Origin of the sequence: Desulfovibrio sp. 3_1_syn3, assembly GCF_000145315.2 — a bacterium.
Taxonomy (GTDB): Bacteria; Desulfobacterota; Desulfovibrionia; order Desulfovibrionales; family Desulfovibrionaceae; genus Desulfovibrio; species Desulfovibrio fairfieldensis.
The window spans coordinates 457,343-476,570 of sequence record NZ_ADDR02000002.1; the positions used below are offsets into that span (position 1 = coordinate 457,343).

Genomic DNA, 19,228 nt, shown 5'->3' on the forward strand with positions numbered 1-19,228 from the left:
CCTGCCTTGCGCGAAAAATGCCCATGGAATCATAAGCATGCGGGCGTTACTGACTTTTGTGCCTTTCCGCCCGATGCTTTTACCGCCGCAGGCGGCGCAAAGGCCCGGTTTCGTGGAAACCGGGCCTTTGTCTTCATAATCTGACGCCTATAACGATAGGCGCGGGTACTTTTTCTGGAGCCCTTGATCAGGATTGAACTGATGACCTCATCCTTACCAAGGATGCACTCTACCGACTGAGCTACAAGGGCGCTGTTGACGAAGATGGCTTCTATCCTATCGGCGGGCCGCAGTCAAGTCTTGCGGCGGAGTTTTTTGCATTCAGTCCGCCCGCAGGCCGTCAGATCCCGCGCCGTGGAGCGAAACGCCGCCGATGTATTCCTCTGCCAGGGCAGTGAAAAGACGCAGGGCCGGGCTCCGGGCCTTGTTGACATGACGGGCGCAGACAGCGCGCAGGGTGTGGGCCGGTTCGACAAAGGGCAGCTCGCGGAGCAGGCCTTCGCGCAATTCCCTCTCCACGCAGAAGCGGGGCAAATAGGAAATCCCGAGGCCGGCGGCCACGCAGTTTTTGATGCTCTCAATGCTCAGCAGTTCGATGGTTCCGTTCAGGCTGATGTTGCGGCGGCGCAGCGTGTTTTCAAAGAACAGCCTGAACATGCACTGGGGTTCGTTGGTAATCAGGCTGGTGGGCAGCTTCTGGTCCGGGCGGGTGAAATCCATGTCCGCCGACTGCGGCGCGGCTACCAGTGCCAGGGGAAAATCCCCCAGAGATTCCTGCGCCAGCGAGGCGTCCGGCCCCTGGCTGTAAAATACTCCCACGTCCGCCGCGCCGCTGAGCAGCGCATCCCGGATCACATAGCAGTTGAGCGATTGCAGGTGCAGGCGCGCTTCCGGGGCGCTGGCCCGGAAACGGCGCAAAACCTCAGGCAGTTTGTAGGCCAGCAGGGTTTCGCCCGCGACCACGCGCAACAGGCCGCGCGGCTCTTCCCGCCGGGCAGCCGCGCGCAGGCCGTCCAGGGCCCTGGCCAGTTCGCGCACCTGAGGCATGAGGCCGTGGCCTGCCTCGGTGAGACGCATGCGGCGGCCCACCTTCTCGAACAATTGCAGGCCAAGCTCCTGTTCCAGTTGACGGATCTGGAAGGTGACCGTGGATTGCGCGCAACAGAGGCGGCGCGCGGCCTTCTCGAAGCTGCCCTCGTCCACCACGGCGTTGAGGGCCTCCAGGCGGCGCAGGTCCATACCCGCCTCCTTTTCATCGGATTTATCAAAGAATAAAAGCAAAAATATTCACTATTCCGATGAAACTATCGACGCTATGCTGGCAAAAAGCAAGGAGAATGTCATGTCTTTCGTTGCCTTCTGTTCCTTCCTGAACTACGCGCTGATCGCCGCCGTGACGCCGGGTCCCAATAACATCCTGGCCTTGAGCAGTACCGCGGCGCACGGCCTGCGCCGCAGCGTTCCCCTGCTGGCGGGCATCAGCACCGGGTTTCTGGCCGTCATGCTGCTCTGCGGCGGCGCGGCGCTCGCCCTGGCGCGCGTGCTGCCGGGGCTGGCCGCCTGGCTGGTCTGGCCGGGGGCGCTCTATATTCTCCGGCTGGCTTGGCGCATGGTGGCGGGCGGCGTGGGAGAGGAGGGAGACAGCGGCGCTGCGGGACGCCCGCTGGGATTCTGGAGCGGGCTTGCGCTGCAATTCGTCAATGTGAAGGTGCTGCTCTGCGGCCTCACGGCCCTGACCGGATTTGTGCTGCCGCACGCGCCGGACGGGCCGCATGTGCTGGGCTGCGCCCTCGTGTTCGCGGCGCTGGGCGTAGCCTGCAACCTGCTCTGGGCCGGGGCGGGGGGCCTGCTACGGGAGACGTTCCGGCGGCACGGGCGCGCGCTCAACCTGTTGCTGGCCGGATTGCTGGCGGCCAGCGTGTTGCAGATGTTTATGTAATCCGCGTCCCGCGTCAGGCTTTGTCCTGGACTGGAGCCAACGCGCGGGCCAGGGTCCGGAACAGGGCGCGGGATGCATGCGGCGTGATTTTGGCCGTTGTTGCCGCCTGGGCGGCGCGGGCCTCCCGCGCTTCCCGGACACAGCGGCGCAGTTCCTCAGGCGCGGGCCGGTCCGCCGGAAGGGCGTCAGCGTCCGGCATGGCCCGCAGCAGCGCTTCCAGCAGGCTTTCCACTTCCGTTTCGGGCGCGGCCAGGAGGCGCTCGCGCCATTGCTCCACCTGATGGAAGCGCGCGGTGTCTGCCGCGGCCGCGTCCCGCCTGGCGTCCAGGGCCGCGCGCAGGGGCCCGGCAGCGGTTTCGCGCATCAGGCGGCCGATATACTGCATTTGTCGGCGGCGGCCCTCATGATCGCGGATGCGGGCATACAGGGTCAGGGCTTCCCTGAGATCCGGCGTCAGGTCAAGATGTTGCAGTTCCGCCGGGGACAGGCGGGTCAGTTCCTCGCCCAATGCCTGGAGGGCCAGGCTCTGGCGTTTTTTGGCCGAACGGCTGGGGGCTTCCGCATTGTCCGCGTTGCCGCCTGCCTGCCACTGATAACTTTTTTTACGGGGCATGATGATTCCGGTCAGATGTAAATGCCCAGGATCACGCCCATCAGCACCACCGGCGAGATGATCCCGTTAAGCGTGAAAAAGGCGGTGTTCACATGGCGCAGGTCCTGGGGGCGCATCAGCCTGTGCTCTACCAGAAGCAGAACGCCGATGCCCAGGCAAATGGCGTACCAGGGCCAGGAGAGATGGGCCGCCAGGCCCGTCAACAGCAGGAAAATGGCGGTCATCACATGAGAGAAGGCCGCCAGGGCCAGGGCCGTGTCCGGCCCGTAGACCGAGGGCACGGAACGCAGGTCGAAGGCCAGGTCGAAATCCAGGTCCTGAAAGGCATAGTAAATATCAAAGGCGCCCACCCAGAAGGTCACGGCCAGAAAGAGCAGCACGGGCGAAAGGTCCATGCTTGCGGGGTTCACGCTGATCCATCCGGCCAGAGGGGCCAGGCCCAGGGTGGCTCCCAGCCAGAAGTGGCAGAGGGCGGTGAAACGCTTGAGCAGGCTGTAGGCGGCCGCGAACAGCAGGGCCGGTACGGCCAGCCAGAAACAGAGACTGTTCAGGCAGGCGCAGGCAATGATGAAAATCAGGGCCATGACCCCGCAAAAGGCCCAGGTCTGGGCGACGCTGATGTCGCCGGTGACCAGGGGACGGTCCATGGTGCGGGGATTGTCGCGGTCAAAGGGCAGATCCACCAGGCGATTGAAGGCCATGGCAAAGGAGCGCACGGCCACCATACCGATGGTCAGAAAGATCAGGCTGCGCAACGGCGGCAGACCCCGCGCGGCCAGAAAGGCTCCGGCCCAGGCATAGGGCAGCGCGAAGACGGAATGCTCGATCTTGATCATCCGGCAGATGTCGGCAAACTGGCCAAAAGGCGTGCGCATGCTGTTATCCTCCACAGTCGGCGGGGTCGCCGTGCAGTTTGTCCAGGGCATGGGGCAGGGCGGGCAGCACGGCGGCCAGATTTTCCTGCACGCCCTTGCGGCTGCCCGGCAGGTTGATGATGATGCTTTGGCCCAGTACCCCGGCCACGGCGCGGGAAATGGCGGCGTGCGGCGTTTTGCTCAGGCTCGCCGCCATCATGGCCTGGCTGAAGCCGGGCAGGGGCAGGTCCAGCAGGGCCGCCGTGACCTGGGGCGCGATATCGCGCGGGGAAAGCCCCGTGCCGCCGGTGGTACAGATCAGGTCGTAGCCCTGGTTCAGGGCCAGATCCGTAAGCAGGGCGCGCAAGCGCGCGGCATCGTCCGGCAACAGGAACCCCTGGCTGTGGCAGAGGGGCAAATGCGCTGCCGCCAGATCCGCGATGGCCGGGCCGCTCAAATCCTCGCGCATGCCCTGGGAGCCCTTGTCCGAAAGCGTGATCCAGGCCAGGGAATGGCCTTCCTTGCGTACTTCCAGGCGTACGGCGTCGTCCATATTGGGGAGCGGCGCGATATCCGTGAGGGCGGTGAGCATGGGGCAACTGTAGGCGTGCGCATGGCTAAGCCTGGGCGGCGTGGTCAGCCAGATGCGCCCGGTGACGCAGAACAGCGCCGTCCCGTCCTCTGTGTACAGGCGGGTTCCTACCGACATTCGGGGCATGGGGCGGGGAACGGCTTCCGTCAGGCAGTGGGCGGGCCAGACGTCCGCGCCGGGCAGGGCGGCGGGAAAAAGCGGCAGACCGTCGCCGGTCCGGCAGGGCTGTAATCGCAGGCTGAGATGCATGGCTCCTCCGAAAGGGATTGCTCGCCCGGCGCTGTTGCTGAAAAAGTTCCTTTGTCTTCCGGTTGTATTGCGATGCCGACGGCAGTCAAGACAGACGCATTTTTTGCTCCGGCCGCCTGCCTCGCGGACGTATGCCCTTCACAAAAAGCGTTTTTTGGGCAGGAAGGACAAAATTTTTTTCAGAGCAAATTAATTTCAGCGTCAACCTGCTCCGGAGGCAGCGCCTCGGGCAGCGCTCGAATAGAATATTGTAGCCGTAAGCGCAATGGGTTACAAGTCCGTTACGCGCCGGAGGCTTCCCGTGTTTTTTCCGGCGGGTTGCCGGAATGATGTGAGTTAGAGCCATTTCACTTTGAAAGTGCTTTAACGCCGCACATGGTGCGGCGCGCCGCGAAACGGCGTGGATTCTGGCGAAAAGCACGTTTTTCGCCAGAATGTCAACTTTGAAATTTGTAAAATTTCAAAGTTAATCTGCTCTAGACGGTTGACGCATGAAATGCCTCGACTGCTCTGTAAGAATTTGCGGACAAATCCTTGCCGCGAAATGCGAGCAGGCGGTCTTTGCCGCCGTAACCGCGCATTTCATGTGTTATTAATGTTCCAAGGAGTAGCGCATGCCCACCCGCAGTCAGGACCAGACCCAGAACCTGCATATCCTCGGCACGGGCCGTCTTCCGGCCTTTGAGGACGGCCCCGGCGTCGGTCTGCTGGAGTCCTTTCCCAATTGTTACCCGCAGCGGCCCTATGTGGTCAGCATCAGTTTCCCCGAATTCACCTCGCTCTGCCCGGTGACCGGCCAGCCGGACTGCGGGACCATCAGTGTGGAATACGTGCCGGACAAGCTCTGCGTGGAATCCAAGAGCTTTAAACTCTATATGTTCGCCTTCCGCAATCACCAGTCCTTCATGGAGACGATCACCAACACCGTGCTGGAAGACCTGCGCGAGCTGCTCGCGCCCTGCTGGTGCCGGGTCAAAGGCCTGTTCGTGCCGCGCGGCGGCACGCGCATCCATGTTTTCGCCGAGGAGTTCAAGGAAATGCCCGAGGAGCAGGACCGGCGCGTGCGCGAGGTCGTGCGGGCCTGGCGGTCGGAGATTGATCCGCACCGGCCCTGAGGGCTCGGCGTCGGAGAAACGGATCTGAGCATGCCGGATCGCGTCTGTCCTCAACCCGCGCGGGCCGCTTCGGGCGGGATGCTGCGCACGGCGGCCCTATTGGGCGGCTTTACCCTCGGTTCGCGTCTGCTGGGCCTGGCCAGGGATATGGGCATGGCCTGGCTGCTGGGCGGCGGGGCGGCGGCGGACGCCTTGGTGGCGGCCATGCGTCTGCCCCATGTGCTGCGCCGCCTGCTGGGTGAAGGCTCCTTGTCCATGACCCTTACCGCCGGTCTGGTGCGCCGTTCCCACGGCCCGGCGCGCAATGCGGCGGAGGAACGGGGGCGGGCGCATGCTTTGCGCCCCTTGGCGTCGGCTCTGGCTGTGCGCCTGGGCCTGGTGCTGGTCGTGTTGACCCTGGCCGGCCTGCTGTCGGCGCCCTGGCTGGCCTCGGCGCTGGCTCCCGGCTTTTCCGGCCCGGAAGCGGCGCGGGTGACGGATCTGCTGCGGATCTGCCTGCCCTACCTGCTTACGGCGGGTATGGCCGCCTTGGGCATGGCTCTGCTGCACAGCATGGGGATTTTCTGGCTGCCCGCCCTGTCGCCCGCGCTGTTCAACCTGACCATGCTGCTGTTTACGGCCGCCGCGGCCCTCGGCGGCTGGCCGCCCGCGTCCACCCTGGCTCTGGGCATGTTCTGCGGCGGGCTGGTCCAATGGCTGGCGCAGTGGCTGGCCCTGCGCCGCCTGCTGCCGGGCGAGGCGTTGCCGGAGCCGGTGCGCCCGGATCGGCCTGATCGTCCTGATTGGCCTGGCCGTCCGGATTACGACATCCGGGCGCAAGCGGCGCGTGAAAATCCGGGCCGGGTTGCCTGGCGCTGCCTGGCGCAGCTGCCCGCCGGTCTGCTGGGGGCCGCCGCGCCGCAGTTGGCCATGCTGGCGGCCATGAGCCTGGCGTCGGGCCTGGGCCAGGGGCAGGTGGCGGCGCTGTATTACGCCGAGCGCCTGCTGGAACTGCCGCTGGGCTTGGTGGGCGTCTGTCTGGGCATGGCCAGCCTGCCCACCTTGAGCCGCCTTGCGGCGGAACGGAATTTTTCGGCCTTTGCCGGTCAACTGGGCACGGCCCTGCGCTGGACCCTGCTGTTCAGCCTGCCCGCCGCCGCCGGTCTCTGGGCTGTGGGCCCGGACCTGGTGGACGCCCTGCTGCGGCACGGGGCTTTTGACGACCGGGCCGCGTATGAAACCGGGCTGGCGCTCTGGGCCTATCTGCCGGGCCTGCCCGCTTTTGCGCTCAACCGCAGTTTGCTGGCGGGCTGCAACGCTCTGGCCGAAACGCGGCGCACCGCCGTCAGCGCGGGCTGGGCCGTGGCGGCGACACTTGCGGCCGGGACCGTGCTGGGCCATAGTCTTCCCGCGCTTTGGTCGTCCATGGCCCCGGCCTTGGCCGTGAGCTTGGGACTCTGGCTCCAGACCTGCCTGCTCTGGCGCGGGCTGCGTCTTGCCTTGCGACGTTGCGGGCAGGCCGCTCCGGCAGTGCCCCGGCGGGCGCTGGCGCAGCAGGCGGTGGCGGCTCTGGCCGCCGGAACTGCCGCTGCCCTGGCCGTCCGCGCGGCTGATGCCGCCCAAACGGCCGGTTGCTGGTGGGGCGGGCAGTGGAGCGCACTGGCCCTGGCTATTGCCGCCGGGCTGGCGGGATGGCTGCTCTGTCTGGCCGTCTTGGGCAATGAGGATTTGGCCGCTCTGACGGGCCGCCTGCGCGATCTGCGCGCAAAATGAGAAGGAGGGCGTAAGGCCGCCGGCTTTGCGCACACGAAATATATGCCCTACATTACACACGGCACGCGCCGCTGGCTGGCTTTGGCCGCCTGGGCGGCGGGACTTCTGCTTTTTCTGCTGCTCGGCCTCTGGAATCTGAACAGCAGCCGCCGGGATGCGGAAAACCGGCTCATCAGCGAGGCCGGGCGCACGGCCGCGCAACTGGCGGCCCTGCTTTCTTTGCCCGCCTGGGAGCTGGACGAGCTGACGGCCCGCACGATCGTCATGGCCGCCATGGAGGACGACAGCATTTACGCGGTCAAGGTCCAGACCAAGCGGGGCATGCTGGAAGGCCAGCGTCGCAATTATCAGTGGGAGCCCGTGCCCTGGGACGATGAAATCGCGGAAAACACCGTACAGGGCATGAATCCGCTCAAGATGGAAGGCCGGACCGTCGGCTCGGTGGAAGTATATCTCTCGCCGCGTTTGAGCGCGGAGGAGCAGGCCCTGACGGCCCGGCGCGAAGTCTGGCGGTTTGCCCTGGCGGCCCTGTTCTGGACCGGAGCGCTGCTTTTGCTGCTCTGGCACTGGGGGGATCTGGCCCGCCTGCGCCGCCTGCTGGCCCGGAAAGCGGATGCGGCCCTGCCCGGACCTGATGCGTCCGCGCCGGAAAAAATCGTGCTGGGTCTGAGCGCTTCCACGGCCGAGGGCGATAACGCTCCGGACGGGGGGGAGGGCCGGGCTCCACAGGCCCACGGCGCGCCCGTGCCTTGTTTTGCGCCGGTCAATCCGGCGCTGGGCCGGAGTTTCCAGCGCAAGCATGCCGACGCCTGGCAGATTACCGCCGGGCTGTTCCGCCAGTGCTTTGCCCGCGCGCCCGAACTCCTGAGCCGCCTGTATGCGGACGGCGAAACGGCGGGGCTCTGTCATCTGGGACGCATGCTCGAACTGGCGGCCCCCTGTCTGGGCGCGACCCGCCTGACCGAGGCGGCACGGGCCATGCAGGCGGCCCTCAATGACCCGCAGTGTGAAACCGCCGCGCTGGCCGTGGAAGAGTGCATGCGCGCCCTGGAGGATGTGCTGGCGGCGTTGGGTGGAGAGAAATAAGGGAAGCGCTGGGTAACTTTTTGCGCGGGGCTTCCACAAGCAAGGAGTGTGTCATGGGCTTTTTTTCAGCCGTCAAAAAAATCTTCGGCGGATCGCGCCAGGATGAAAATGCGCCGCAGCCTTCCGATGCCGCGGACGAGTCGCAATCTTCCGAAATTGGGGCTGAAGCGCGGCATGAGCCCGAAACAGCGCCAGCGCGTGAGCCTGGGGGCGGGGCCGCACTGCCCCAGGAAGCCGCGGCGCCAGTGAGCCCGGCCCCGGAAGTTGTTCCGGAACCCGCCCCCACTCCGTTTGAGGAAAAGGGTGTTGCGGGGGCGCCCGCTCCGGCTTCCGGCATCTCCGGGGAAGACGAGGCCCTGACCCTGCGCCTGCGCGAGGCCGAACCCCGGCTTTCAATCTGGCTGGGCATCATCCTGGAGGATGTGGACGGCGTCGGCGACCAGCTCTGGCAGCGCCTGGCATTTCTGCTGCGCTCCCTGGACGCGCCGCAGGACGAGGTTCAGGCCTTTGTGCGCGATTTTCAGGACTGGCTTGAGCGCATGGAATACCGCTATGTGGAGGAATTCCGCTCGGAACTGCAATACCGCTTGGCCCTGGCCCTGGACCTGGAGGATGAGGAAGATGAGCGCAGCCGCCTTTTTCTGAAGATCAGCGAAGGGCTCTCGCGCACCCGCGAACAGTTCGCGCGTCGCCTGGACACGCTTTTCGCCGGCCACGGCGAACTGGACGAGCAGTTCTGGGAAGAGCTGGAAGAGCTCTTCATCATGGCCGACCTGGGTTACGAGCCTTCGCTGGAACTGGTGGAGCGTCTCAAGGAGCGCGCCCGGAGGGAAAAAGCCACCCGCGCCGAACAGGCCCGTGAACTGCTGCTGGCCGAACTGGAGGAGATCTTCCACGCGCCGCGCCGCATTTCGGCCGTGAATCCGCCCGAAGTGGTGCTGATGATCGGGGTCAACGGCGTGGGCAAGACCACCACCATCGCCAAGCTGGCGCATCGCGCGCGCATGCAGGGCAAGAAGGTGATGATCGCGGCCGGGGACACGTTCCGCGCGGCGGCCATTGAGCAATTGCAGGTCTGGGCCGAGCGGGTGGGCGCTCTGTTCCACGCCCGTCCGGCGGGCTCGGACCCGGCCTCCGTGGCCTTTGAGGCTGTGGAGCGGGCCGTGCGGGAAGGTGTGGACGTGCTCTTTGTGGATACCGCCGGGCGCTTGCAGACCAAGGTCAACCTGATGGAAGAGCTGACCAAGATCCGCCAGGTGCTGGGCAAGAAGCATCCCGGCGCGCCGCACCGCAGCATTCTGGTGCTGGACGCCACCACCGGCCAGAATGCCCTTTCCCAGACCAAGCTTTTCAAGGAGGCCGCCGGTGTGGACGAGCTGATCCTGACCAAGCTGGACGGCACGGCCAAGGGCGGCGTGGCTATTGCCGTGGCCATGCAGCATCATCTGCCCATCACCTTTGTGGGCCTGGGTGAAAAAATGGAGGATCTGCGCCCCTTCAACGGCGCGGATTACGCCCGCGCCCTGCTGGGTGAGCCCGCCGCCGGAAATTAACCGAACCGGAGGGCCGTCTGTGTACTACGCCTGCGTCTGCGCCATCGCCAAGGATGAGACGCCCCATCTGCGCGAGTGGGCGCTGCACCATTTTGCCGTGGGCTTCGAGCATATTGTGCTCTACGACAACGGCAGCGCCGTGCCCGCGGCGCGGACGCTGGCGGATCTGGCCGACGCCGGTCTGCTGACGGTCGTTGACTTTCCCCGGCGCGAGGCCCCGCAGTTGTCGGCCTACTACCATTGCCTGCGCCAGTGGAAAACACGCAGCCGCTGGCTGGCCTTCATTGATATTGACGAATTCGTGCTGCCTCTGGGCCGCCGTGACGTGCGGGATCTGCTGGAAGACTATGAGGCCTGGGCCGGTCTGGCGGCGCACTGGATGGTCTTCGGCTCCGGCGGCCATTTGCGCAGGCCGTCGGCGGGCGTGACGCGCAGCTATACCGACGGCCTTTGCCTGCATCATCACGTCAAAAGCCTGGTGCAGCCGCAATGGACGCTCAAGCCCCTGTCGCCGCATCACTTCGCCTATGCGGAGGGACGCTTCTGCGTCAACGAGGACCGCGTGCCCGTATTGGGAGCCTCTTCCTATCCCGTGGCGGAAAAAATCCGCATCAATCATTATTTTTATAAATCACAGCAGGATTTTGAGGAAAAAATCCAACGCGGCCTGGCTACCGCCGTATGCGGGAGCGACGGCTGGACCCTGGAGGATTTTTACCGTCAGAGCCGTCGGGCCGGTACGCCTGATATGGCCATTGCGCCTTTTCTGCCCGTGCAGAAGGCGTTCGGCCGCATGCCGCCTGAAGAACTTGCCGCCGTGGTCACGCGGGATTGCGCGGCCCGTCCTGAGGAGGAGATCGCCGCCATCGCGGCCTTGGGGCAATCCGGCGACATGGAGCGGGCCTTCCGGCGCTACGCCCGGTTGCGCCGCTATCAGGCCACGCCACTGACCCTGATGCTGGGAGCCAATCTGCATTTTATGCGGGATGAGACGGAAAAAGGACTGGAACTGCTGGGCGCGGCCCTTTTCGCGGCCCGGGAGGACGCGGCGCTCCGGACCTGGATTTATGAGGAAATCGGCCGCTGCTACGGCCGCCTGCGCAAAAGTGAGACGGCGGAGGCGTTAAAGCGCTTTCTGCATGGTGTCGGACGACGCTGAACGGCAGGCGCGGGCGGGGTGATCGTTTTGGTTCCGGTCGCAGTAATGACGGCGCTTGTCCGCATACATGCGTTCGTCGGCAAGGCGGGCCATCTCGACCGGGTTGCCGCCGGATTTCTTCCAGACGCTGCCCAGGGCCAAGGCTTTCGGATATAGGGCTTCGGCCTCGGTGCGCATGGCATGGAGCTTTTTTCTAAAGAGGGGAAAGGGGATACCCCGGCAGACGATGACGAATTCGTCGCCGCCGATGCGGAACACCTCATCTTTTCTGAAATGCCGGGTGAACACTTCACCCATAGTTTTGAGAAAGATATCCCCCGCCGTATGGCCCTCGCGGTCGTTGAGGGATTTCAGGCCGTTGAGATCCACAAAGGCGACGCCGGTTTCAACCAGAGGGACGCTTTTCAGTTCATCCAGCAACAGCATGTAACTGTGCCGGTTGCACAGGCCGGTGAGACTGTCGTGGTGACTCAGGTACAGGATGTCGTCTTCCATGCGCCGTTTTTTCTGCTCCACGGCCATAAAATAGGCCAGCGACCAGAGAAGAGAAAGATCCTCTCCCATGTGCCGGGGATTGTCCACGCCGATGAAGCCGGTGGCCGTGCCATCCACGATAAACAACGAAGCCATCAGGCTGGTAATCAACTGTGGTTTCAGAAAGCCGTAAGGCTGCGGATGGCTTTCCCTGATATTTTCCAGATCCCGGATGACGATGCTGTGCTCTGTACCAAACAGCTTATTCCAGCTCACAAGAACATCCCCGGGCAGATCACGCAGAATGTCCATTTGCGGCTCAATGCCGGCAGCACACCATTCATGTGTATTATTGACGACGACTCGGCCCAGCTTATCGGTACTATATTCAAAAATATAGGCACGGTCGGCGTGATGCTGTTGCCCAATTTTGCGCAGGATGGCGTCAATGGCTTCGTCGAAGCTTGTAGCCGTATAGAAGATACGTAGACATTCCACAAGGGTATGCTGCATTTCCAGCTTGTCCCGGACGGCGCGGCTGGTGTTCTCCTTTTCCGTGATGTCCACGGCAATTTCCAGGCGTGCCCGGCGACCCTGCCATTCAATGAGCTTGTCCTTGATCAGATAGTTCCGGCCAGTGCATTCGTTCAAATGCTCCCAGGTATAAAATTTCTCACTGTTGAGCAGATGGTTGGTGCAGAATTCGCAGGGCTTTTCCTTGCCCTGGAAAAGCCGGTAGCACTTGTGCCCTTTGACCTCGTCCAGATTCAACTGGCGTTTTCCGAAGGCATTGACGTAGAGCACGTCATATGTCTGCGGATCGCTGATGTAGATGAACGAATCCGTTTCATTGACGATGATGGATTCGGCCAGGCTCTCGTCGTCCGAGGTGTCGTCGCGGTGTTCTGAAGACATGGCGCGTCTCTATTACCCCCCCGCCCGTTTCAGGCCGTCCTGGGCGGCCGGGAAATCGGGGCGCAGCTGCAGGGCCAGTTTGAAGAACTGGGACGCCCGCTCGCGGTCCTTGGACTGAAGAAAGACCGCCCCGAAATTATAGGCGATGTTGGGGCTGGCGCCGGGGATGTCCGGATTGAGGTCCACGGCTTTCAGCAAATTGGCCTTGGCCTGCAAAAAGTCGCCGCCTTCAGCGAAGGCCATGCCGACATTATAATAGAGATTTTCATCCTCGGGCGCGATCTTGATGGCCCGTTTGTATTCGGTGATGGCGTCCTTCCAGCGGCCCTGCTTGCGCAGGCTGATGCCCAGCTGGTTAAAGAGCATGATGTCGCCCTTGGAGAGATATTTGCCCTTGACCTCCAGGCTGTTGCGCAGAAATTTTTCGGCCTTGGCCGGGTCGCGGTCGGCATAGATGGAGGCGATGCGGCCTGAAAGGGCGCTGATGCCGTCCATGGCCTCCTTGGTGATCTGGGCCATGGCCTTGTCGAAGAGCTCCTCGGCCTTTTCCGGCTCGCCCATGGCCAGGTGGATTTCCCCAAGGCTCACCTTGCGGTTGACGTTGAGCGGCGAGATGGTGTCGAGCTTTTGCAGACAGCGCAACTGGGATTGCTGGTCGCCCAGTTCCTCATACATTTCGGCCAGCCGTTGCAGCGGCGCAAGGTAGAGGTCGGCGGATTTGGCCGCCGTTTCATAGGCCACGCGCGCTTTTTCATAATCCTTCATGGCGCGCTGGGTATCACCGATAACCAGGTAGGCCGCGGCGCTGCCGGGCTTGAGCGTCAGGATCTTCTGGCAGGCGGCCAGAGCCTCGGCGTATTTCTGGTGGGCCAGAAAAGACTTGGCCAGATCAATGGCCTGGCCGAGTTTGCTTTGCGGCTTGAGGGTGAAGGCCATTTTTTCGATCAGCGTATTCACGGACACCGGTTTGGCGATGAAGTTGTCCGCGCCCACTTCGTGCAAAAGCATGAGCCGGTCGCGTTGCACGTCTGTGGTCAGGATGATGATCCGCAGCTTGCTGTAGGCCTGCTTGATCTGGTTGACCAGAAAACTGAGATCCTGGCCGCCCATGATCCGCTCCAGAAACAGCATCGGGGCCGGGTGCTTGGGGGTCACTTCGCGCAGCACGCGCAGCAACTGATGCGGGTCGGACAGGGCCGTGAGCATGTTGGGGGAGGAGAGTCCCAGCTCCTTGGCCAGTGTCAGGCGCAGTTGGGTGGAGAAAGCCTGGTCGTCGCTGAGTACGATGACGTGGCCGTCTTCCTTGTTCATATAGTGGATGACAGTATCTTCATATAGATTTTGTTTGGCCTTGAGGGCCGGATCAATAGGCATGGATGGCTCCTGCTGTCGCGGACAAAACGACCGCTGGTTGTCTGAAAAGGCATGCCGAACAGGCCGGAAAGTATAACTTTTCGCTCCGGCCTGGCGCTGCGTAACACGTCTGAGCTACCGCACTTCGTAGGTAGGATAAAGGCCGGGCGCGGAAAAGGTGTGGGGACGCAAGCGCACGGCATAGTTTATCGAAAGCATGTAGGCCCGGCCGACCTGCTTTGTCAAGCAGATGGCCCGACCCGCGCGGCGCGCCGAGCAGGGGCGGCGGTCTTGCGGTCTATTGAATTTTTTTATGGAAAAGCCTTGACGTCAGGCCGGGTTTTGGCTAAACAAGACGTCGCTTCAACGGGTTTTCCCGTGGAAGCATTCCCTGGACGGCAGGGAAGGGCAGGTTGAGCCTGTCCTGCTGCGCCCGGAAGCGGTTCGGATGCCATCATGGTTCCATCGCCGCCACGGGCTTTGACATTCGCAGGCGTTACCAAATGCCGGACAATGTCGAGCCGTTCCAGCCCGAGGACGGACCCCACCGAGGCCGAGAGGCCGGAGTGACCCGGGGCTGTAAGGTATTGGGGGTAAACCCCATTTGGTGACCCTGCGGGACCGCCGCGCCGCCGTTTTCATCGGCGGCCAGGCCTGGGCTGCGCCGGGGAGCATCACACGGATGATGCCGGAGCGCCCAGGCGTCCATCATCTTCCGAATTCCTGATTTCAGGTGTGATGCGCGCGACTCGCGCAGCCCCTTACGTAGCCTTGTTCCGTCCGTCGCCAGGGTGTGGTGGCCTTCGGGCCGTGCTTCATGGCCCGCGTATGCTGTGAAGGAGCCCGCCGGGGCCGTGTCGGCCGCGCGGGATGTTTTTGCAAACGGAGTAGGCACAATGACAACTGTTAGCAGCGATCGCATTCGGATCAAGCTCAAAGCCTACGATTACCGCATTCTGGATAAAGCCGTTGCGGAAATCGTGGATACGGCGCGCAATACCGGTGCCGGTGTGGCGGGGCCCATTCCCCTGCCCACCAACATCCATAAGTACACCATTCAGCGCTCCGTGCACGTGGACAAGAAGTCCCGTGAGCAGTTTGAAATGCGCATTCACAAGCGGCTTATGGATATTCTGGAACCCACGCAGCAGACCGTCGACGCGCTGGGCAAGCTCTCCTTGCCCGCCGGTGTGGACGTGGAAATCAAGCTCTAGCGAGAGGCAGTCATGGCTGAGAAAATGGGAATTTTGGGTCGCAAACTTGGCATGACCCGCATCTTCGCCGGTGACGGCGCCGCCGTGGCCGTGACGGTCATTGAGGCCGGGCCCTGCCCCGTCACCCAGGTCAAAACCGTGGAAAAGGACGGCTACAACGCCCTGCAGATCGCGCTGACCGAAGCCAAGGAAAAGCATGTGGGCAAAGCCATGCGCGGCCACTTCGCCAAGGCCGGCACCGGGCTTTTCCGCCACACGCGTGAAATCCGGCTTTCGGGCGCGCCCGAGCAGCAGCCCGGCCAGCAGCTCACCGTGGACATCTTCGCCGCCGGCGATGTGGTCAAGGTGACCGGCAAGAGCATGGGCAAGGGCTACCAGGGCCGTATGCGCCGCTGGAACTTCGCCGGCTCCAAGGATACGCACGGCTGCGAAAAGGTGCACCGCAACAATGGTTCGGTAGGTAACAACACCTTCCCCGGCCACGTCTTCAAAGGACGTAAGATGGCGGGCCATTGGGGCAATGAAACCGTGACGGAAATGGGCCTTCTGATCGTCGGCGTGCGTCCCGAGGACAACGTCATTCTGGTCAAAGGTTCCGTGCCCGGCCCCAAGAACGGGCTGGTGCTGATCCGCAAGCAGTAGGGGAAGCAACATGGCTACCGTGAAAGTATACGACCAGAACAAGCAGGAAAGCGGCGAAATGACGCTGGCTTCTGACGTGTTCGAAATCGAGGTGAGGCCTGAAATCCTCAACCTCGTGGTGCGCGCCCAGATGGCGGCCAAACGCGCCGGCACGCACAATGCCAAGACCCGCGCGTTCGTCTCCGGCGGCGGCGTCAAGCCCTGGAAGCAGAAGGGCACCGGCCGGGCTCGCTCCGGCTCCAACCGTTCGCCTATCTGGCGCGGCGGCGCCATCATCTTCGGACCCAGCCCGCGCGACTACGGCTTCAAGGTCAACAGCAAAGTGCGCGCCCTGGCTCTCAAGATGGCTCTGTCGAGCCGTCTGGCCGGTGAAAGCCTGCTGGTGGTCAAGGGCATTGAACTGCCCGAAGCCAAGACCAAGCATTTTGCCAAGGTGGCCGGTGCTCTCGGCCTCGGAAAGGCGCTCATCGTGACGCCCGAGGACAATGAGGCTCTGAGCCGCTCGGCCCGCAACATCCCCGGCCTGACCCTGACCACGCCCGATCGCCTGAGCGTGCTGGACGTGCTCAAGCACAAGCAGCTTGTGCTTCTGGAAGGGGCCGTGGAGTCTGTGCAGGCGCGTTTTGCCAAGAAGGGGGCTTAAGATGGAAACGACGTACGTTCTGCTCAAGCCCCTGCTGACGGAAAAAACGACGCTGCTCAAGGATGAGGCGCAACAGGTGGCTTTTTATGTCCATCCCAAGGCCAACAAACTTGAGATCAAGCAGGCTGTGGAAAAGGCTTTTGATGTGAAAGTGGAAGCGGTCAACGTAGTGCGCCGCGCGCCTTCCGTGAGGGAGCGCCAGGGCCGCGTTGTGGGCCGCAAGCCCGGCTGGAAGAAAGCGTATGTGACGCTGCGCCAGGGCGATAAAATCGAGTTCTTCGAGGGAGTGTAATCATGGCTGTCCGCAAGCTGAAACCGACCTCCGCGGGGCGTCGCTTCCAGACGGTTTCCGACTTTGAGGAAATCACCCGGACGCGCCCTGAGAAGTCGCTCACCGAAGGTCTGCCCAAGAAGGCCGGCCGCAACAACCGTGGCCGCGTCACCAGTCGCCGTCGCGGCGGCGGCGTCAAACGTCTGTACCGCCTCATCGACTTCAAGCGGGACAAGACCGGCATTGAAGCCACTGTGGCGCAGATTGAATACGATCCCAACCGCACCGCCCGCATTGCGCTGCTGCACTATGCGGACGGCGAAAAGCGCTATATCCTCGCGCCCGTGGGCCTGAACCAGGGCGACGTGGTCATGAGCGGCGTCAACACCCGCAGCGGCGCAACGGCCGATATCAAGCCCGGTAACGCGCTGGAAATGGCCCGTATTCCCGTGGGTACCGTGATCCATAATGTGGAGCTCTACCCCGGCAAGGGCGGCCAGCTCTGCCGTGCCGCGGGCACCTATGCCCAGCTTGTGGCCAAGGAAGGCAAATACGCCCTGCTGCGCCTGCCCTCGGGCGAAGTGCGCAAGGTACTGGCCTCCTGCGTGGCCACCGTGGGGCAGGTGGGCAACATCCACCACGAAAACATCTCGCTGGGCAAAGCCGGCCGTAACCGCTGGCTGGGCCGTCGGCCCCAGGTGCGCGGCGTGGCCATGAACCCCATCGACCACCCGCTGGGCGGCGGTGAAGGCAGAAGCTCCGGCGGCCGTCATCCTGTGTCGCCGTGGGGCATGCCCGCCAAGGGTTACAAGACCCGTGACAAGAAGAAGGCCTCTTCCCGGCTGATCATCAAACGCCGCGGCCAGAAGTAGGAGTAGCTCATGCCGAGATCATTGAAAAAAGGGCCGTTCGTGGACGGCCATTTGATGAACAAGGTCGACAGCGCGGTGGCCAACAGCGACCGTCGCGTGCTCAAGACCTGGTCGCGCCGCTCGACCATCCTGCCGGAAATGGTGGGTCTGACCTTCGCGGTGCACAATGGCAAGAAGTTCGTGCCGGTGTTTGTCACCGAAAACATGGTGGGCCACAAGTTGGGCGAATTTTCGCCCACCCGTACCTTCCACGGGCACGCTGCCGATAAAAAGGCCAAGGCCGGCAAGAAGTAGGGTAGAACTATGGAATCGAAAGCTATTGCGAAATTCCAGCGCGTTTCGCCGCGCAAGACCCGGCTTGTGGCTAAAAACGTGCAGGGCCTTGGGGTTGAGGAAGCCATGAATCTTCTGCGCTTCACCCCCAACAAGCCCGCGGGCGTGCTCTTCGGCGTGCTCAAAAGCGCGTTGGCCAATGCCTCGCAGCTGGGCGGCGTGGATGTGGATGCCATGGTGGTGAAGGAAATCGTGGTCAACGAGGGCCCTTCGTGGAAGCGCTTCATGCCCCGCGCTCAGGGCCGGGCCAGCAAGATTCACAAGCGCACCAGCCACATCACCGTCATACTCGCAGAAGGGCAGGAATAGGCTATGGGTCAGAAAGTACATCCGTTCGGCTTCCGGCTTGGGTATAACAAGAACTGGCAGTCCCGCTGGTTCAGCAAGAAGGAATATCCTGCCTTTGTCTACGAAGACAGCAAGATCCGCGCGTTCGTCAAAAAGCTCCTCTATCATGCGGGGCTGTCCAAGATCGAGATTGAACGCGCAGGCGGCAAAGTGCGCCTGATTCTTTCCACGGCCCGTCCCGGCATCGTCATCGGGCGCAAAGGCGTGGAAATTGAAAAGCTGCGTGGAGACCTGCGCCAGAAGTTCGGGCGCGAATTCTCCCTGGAAGTGAATGAAATCCGTCGTCCTGAAGTGGACGCCCAGCTCGTGGCCGAGAATATCGCCCAGCAGCTGGAGCGCCGCGTGGCCTTCCGGCGCGCCATGAAGCGTACCGTGTCCATGGCCCGCAAGTTCGGCGGCGAAGGCATCAAGGTGACGTGCGCCGGTCGTCTGGCCGGAGCTGAAATCGCCCGTACCGAATGGTATCGCGACGGTCGCGTGCCCTTGCAGACCCTGCGCGCCGACATTGACTTCGGCTTTGCCGAAGCGCGTACCACCTATGGCATCATTGGTGTCAAGGTGTGGATCTACAAGGGTGAAATCCTTGACAAAGAGGTTGAACAATAATGCTTGCGCCCAAAAAAGTTAAATTCCGCAAGTGGCAGAAAGGCCGTTTGCGCGGGCTGGCTACGCGCGGCGCCTCCATTGCCTTCGGCGACATCGGCCTGAAGGCCGTGCAGCACGGACATCTGTCCAGCCAGCAGATTGAGGCCGCCCGTATCGCCATGATGCGTCACATCAAGCGCGGCGGCAAAGTCTGGATTCGCGTTTTTCCGGACCGTCCGGTCACCTCCAAGCCTCTGGAAACCCGCCAGGGTTCCGGTAAGGGCGCGCCGGTGGGCTGGTGCGCGCCGGTCAAACCCGGCCGCGTGCTGTATGAAATCAAGGGCGTCAGCCTGGAACTGGCCCGCGAAGCCTTGACCCGCGCGGCGCACAAGCTGCCTGTCAAGACCGTCATCGTGGTGAGGGAGGGCTTCTAATGGCTGCCAAGAAAAAAAGTGACAAGGCTGTCCGGGATGCCGCCGGCAAGCTGCGCGATATGAGCGCGGAAGAACTGCGCGGCAAGCTGACCGAGCAGCGGCAGGAACTGATGAACGCCCGCTTCAAGCACGCCGCAGCGCAGCTTGAAAAGACTTCCGAGCTGAAAGCCATGCGGAAGCAGGTGGCGCGCATTGAGACCGTGTTGAACGAAAAGGAACAGAGGGCCTGAAA

22 protein-coding genes and 1 tRNA gene are annotated in these 19,228 nt (G+C 63.1%); 16 read left to right on the plus strand and 7 right to left on the minus strand.

Features of this window, described 5'->3' with window-relative positions; genetic code table 11:
* Nucleotides 1–175: 175 nt before the first annotated feature.
* A tRNA-Thr gene (locus HMPREF0326_RS13130) sits at nt 176–251 on the minus strand.
* Nucleotides 252–321: 70 nt separating this feature from the next.
* Nucleotides 322–1,239 carry a LysR family transcriptional regulator gene (locus tag HMPREF0326_RS13135; RefSeq protein ID WP_008685865.1) on the minus strand — a complete coding sequence of 306 codons (918 nt, stop codon included), beginning with the start codon at nt 1,237–1,239 and terminating at the stop codon, nt 322–324.
* A gap of 103 nt (nt 1,240–1,342) precedes the next feature.
* Between HMPREF0326_RS13135 and HMPREF0326_RS13140 the strand changes: the two genes are divergently transcribed.
* Entirely contained in the window at nt 1,343–1,939 is a 597-nt protein-coding gene (locus tag HMPREF0326_RS13140; protein WP_009301976.1) for a hypothetical protein, read from the plus strand.
* A gap of 13 nt (nt 1,940–1,952) precedes the next feature.
* Here HMPREF0326_RS13140 and yjgA read toward each other — a convergent pair whose 3' ends face one another.
* Genes yjgA through HMPREF0326_RS16350 form a run of 3 tightly spaced genes read right to left on the minus strand, consistent with a single transcriptional unit; the run spans nt 1,953 to nt 4,247 of the window.
* On the minus strand, nt 1,953–2,552 hold the full coding sequence (yjgA, locus tag HMPREF0326_RS13145; RefSeq protein ID WP_009301977.1) for a ribosome biogenesis factor YjgA: 600 nt from the start codon (nt 2,550–2,552) through the stop codon (nt 1,953–1,955).
* Between the two features lie 11 nt (nt 2,553–2,563).
* Nucleotides 2,564–3,427, minus strand: coding sequence for a 4-hydroxybenzoate octaprenyltransferase (locus tag HMPREF0326_RS13150; RefSeq protein WP_009301978.1), 864 nt, complete (start codon nt 3,425–3,427; stop codon nt 2,564–2,566).
* 4 nt (nt 3,428–3,431) lie between these two features.
* The gene (locus tag HMPREF0326_RS16350) at nt 3,432–4,247 is read right to left on the minus strand and encodes a MogA/MoaB family molybdenum cofactor biosynthesis protein (protein ID WP_008685859.1); all 816 of its coding nucleotides are present in this window, start codon (nt 4,245–4,247) and stop codon (nt 3,432–3,434) included.
* A gap of 614 nt (nt 4,248–4,861) precedes the next feature.
* Between HMPREF0326_RS16350 and queF the strand changes: the two genes are divergently transcribed.
* The 5 genes from queF to HMPREF0326_RS13180 are packed head-to-tail and all read left to right on the plus strand — an operon-like array spanning nt 4,862 to nt 10,912.
* Nucleotides 4,862–5,362: a preQ(1) synthase gene (gene queF, locus HMPREF0326_RS13160; RefSeq protein WP_008685857.1), complete on the plus strand. Its 501-nt coding sequence runs from the start codon at nt 4,862–4,864 to the stop codon at nt 5,360–5,362.
* Between the two features lie 30 nt (nt 5,363–5,392).
* Entirely contained in the window at nt 5,393–7,114 is a 1,722-nt protein-coding gene (locus HMPREF0326_RS13165; protein ID WP_020990615.1) for a lipid II flippase MurJ, read from the plus strand.
* 42 nt (nt 7,115–7,156) lie between these two features.
* Nucleotides 7,157–8,200 carry a hypothetical protein gene (locus tag HMPREF0326_RS13170; RefSeq protein WP_008685852.1) on the plus strand — a complete coding sequence of 348 codons (1,044 nt, stop codon included), beginning with the start codon at nt 7,157–7,159 and terminating at the stop codon, nt 8,198–8,200.
* A gap of 53 nt (nt 8,201–8,253) precedes the next feature.
* Nucleotides 8,254–9,753, plus strand: coding sequence for a signal recognition particle-docking protein FtsY (ftsY, locus tag HMPREF0326_RS13175; protein ID WP_020990616.1), 1,500 nt, complete (start codon nt 8,254–8,256; stop codon nt 9,751–9,753).
* 19 nt (nt 9,754–9,772) lie between these two features.
* Nucleotides 9,773–10,912 (plus strand): glycosyltransferase family 2 protein, encoded by a 1,140-nt coding sequence (locus HMPREF0326_RS13180; RefSeq protein WP_020990617.1) that lies wholly within the window; start codon nt 9,773–9,775, stop codon nt 10,910–10,912.
* Here HMPREF0326_RS13180 and HMPREF0326_RS13185 read toward each other — a convergent pair.
* Nucleotides 10,877–12,301, minus strand: a complete 1,425-nt coding sequence (locus tag HMPREF0326_RS13185; protein ID WP_008685847.1) for a GGDEF domain-containing protein — start codon at nt 12,299–12,301, stop codon at nt 10,877–10,879. The genes HMPREF0326_RS13180 and HMPREF0326_RS13185 overlap by 36 nt on opposite strands.
* A gap of 12 nt (nt 12,302–12,313) precedes the next feature.
* Entirely contained in the window at nt 12,314–13,675 is a 1,362-nt protein-coding gene (locus tag HMPREF0326_RS13190) for a response regulator (RefSeq protein WP_008685846.1), read from the minus strand.
* An 875-nt stretch (nt 13,676–14,550) separates the two neighbouring features.
* Here HMPREF0326_RS13190 and rpsJ point away from each other — a divergent pair.
* From rpsJ to rpmC, 10 genes are read left to right on the plus strand one after another with little or no spacing between them, the layout of a single operon-like run.
* On the plus strand, nt 14,551–14,868 hold the full coding sequence (rpsJ, locus tag HMPREF0326_RS13195; protein WP_006008400.1) for a 30S ribosomal protein S10: 318 nt from the start codon (nt 14,551–14,553) through the stop codon (nt 14,866–14,868).
* 12 nt (nt 14,869–14,880) lie between these two features.
* Entirely contained in the window at nt 14,881–15,510 is a 630-nt protein-coding gene (gene rplC, locus HMPREF0326_RS13200) for a 50S ribosomal protein L3 (RefSeq protein ID WP_008685843.1), read from the plus strand.
* A gap of 10 nt (nt 15,511–15,520) precedes the next feature.
* Complete coding sequence (rplD, locus tag HMPREF0326_RS13205; protein WP_008685842.1) at nt 15,521–16,153, plus strand: 50S ribosomal protein L4; 633 nt, start codon at nt 15,521–15,523, stop codon at nt 16,151–16,153.
* Between the two features lies 1 nt (nt 16,154).
* Nucleotides 16,155–16,445 (plus strand): 50S ribosomal protein L23, encoded by a 291-nt coding sequence (gene rplW / locus HMPREF0326_RS13210; RefSeq protein WP_008685841.1) that lies wholly within the window; start codon nt 16,155–16,157, stop codon nt 16,443–16,445.
* A 2-nt stretch (nt 16,446–16,447) separates the two neighbouring features.
* Complete coding sequence (gene rplB, locus HMPREF0326_RS13215) at nt 16,448–17,296, plus strand: 50S ribosomal protein L2 (protein ID WP_008685840.1); 849 nt, start codon at nt 16,448–16,450, stop codon at nt 17,294–17,296.
* A gap of 9 nt (nt 17,297–17,305) precedes the next feature.
* A complete protein-coding gene (gene rpsS, locus HMPREF0326_RS13220; RefSeq protein ID WP_008685839.1) occupies nt 17,306–17,590 on the plus strand; it encodes a 30S ribosomal protein S19 in 285 nt (94 codons plus the stop codon).
* 9 nt (nt 17,591–17,599) lie between these two features.
* On the plus strand, nt 17,600–17,938 hold the full coding sequence (rplV, locus tag HMPREF0326_RS13225) for a 50S ribosomal protein L22 (protein WP_008685838.1): 339 nt from the start codon (nt 17,600–17,602) through the stop codon (nt 17,936–17,938).
* A 3-nt stretch (nt 17,939–17,941) separates the two neighbouring features.
* Nucleotides 17,942–18,583, plus strand: a complete 642-nt coding sequence (gene rpsC, locus HMPREF0326_RS13230; protein ID WP_008685837.1) for a 30S ribosomal protein S3 — start codon at nt 17,942–17,944, stop codon at nt 18,581–18,583.
* Nucleotides 18,583–18,996 (plus strand): 50S ribosomal protein L16, encoded by a 414-nt coding sequence (gene rplP / locus HMPREF0326_RS13235; protein ID WP_008685836.1) that lies wholly within the window; start codon nt 18,583–18,585, stop codon nt 18,994–18,996. Before rpsC ends, rplP begins: the two co-directional genes overlap by 1 nt.
* Nucleotides 18,996–19,226 carry a 50S ribosomal protein L29 gene (gene rpmC / locus HMPREF0326_RS13240; RefSeq protein WP_008685835.1) on the plus strand — a complete coding sequence of 77 codons (231 nt, stop codon included), beginning with the start codon at nt 18,996–18,998 and terminating at the stop codon, nt 19,224–19,226. The genes rplP and rpmC overlap by 1 nt, the downstream gene beginning before the upstream one ends.
* The last annotated feature ends 2 nt before the right edge of the window (nt 19,227–19,228 follow it).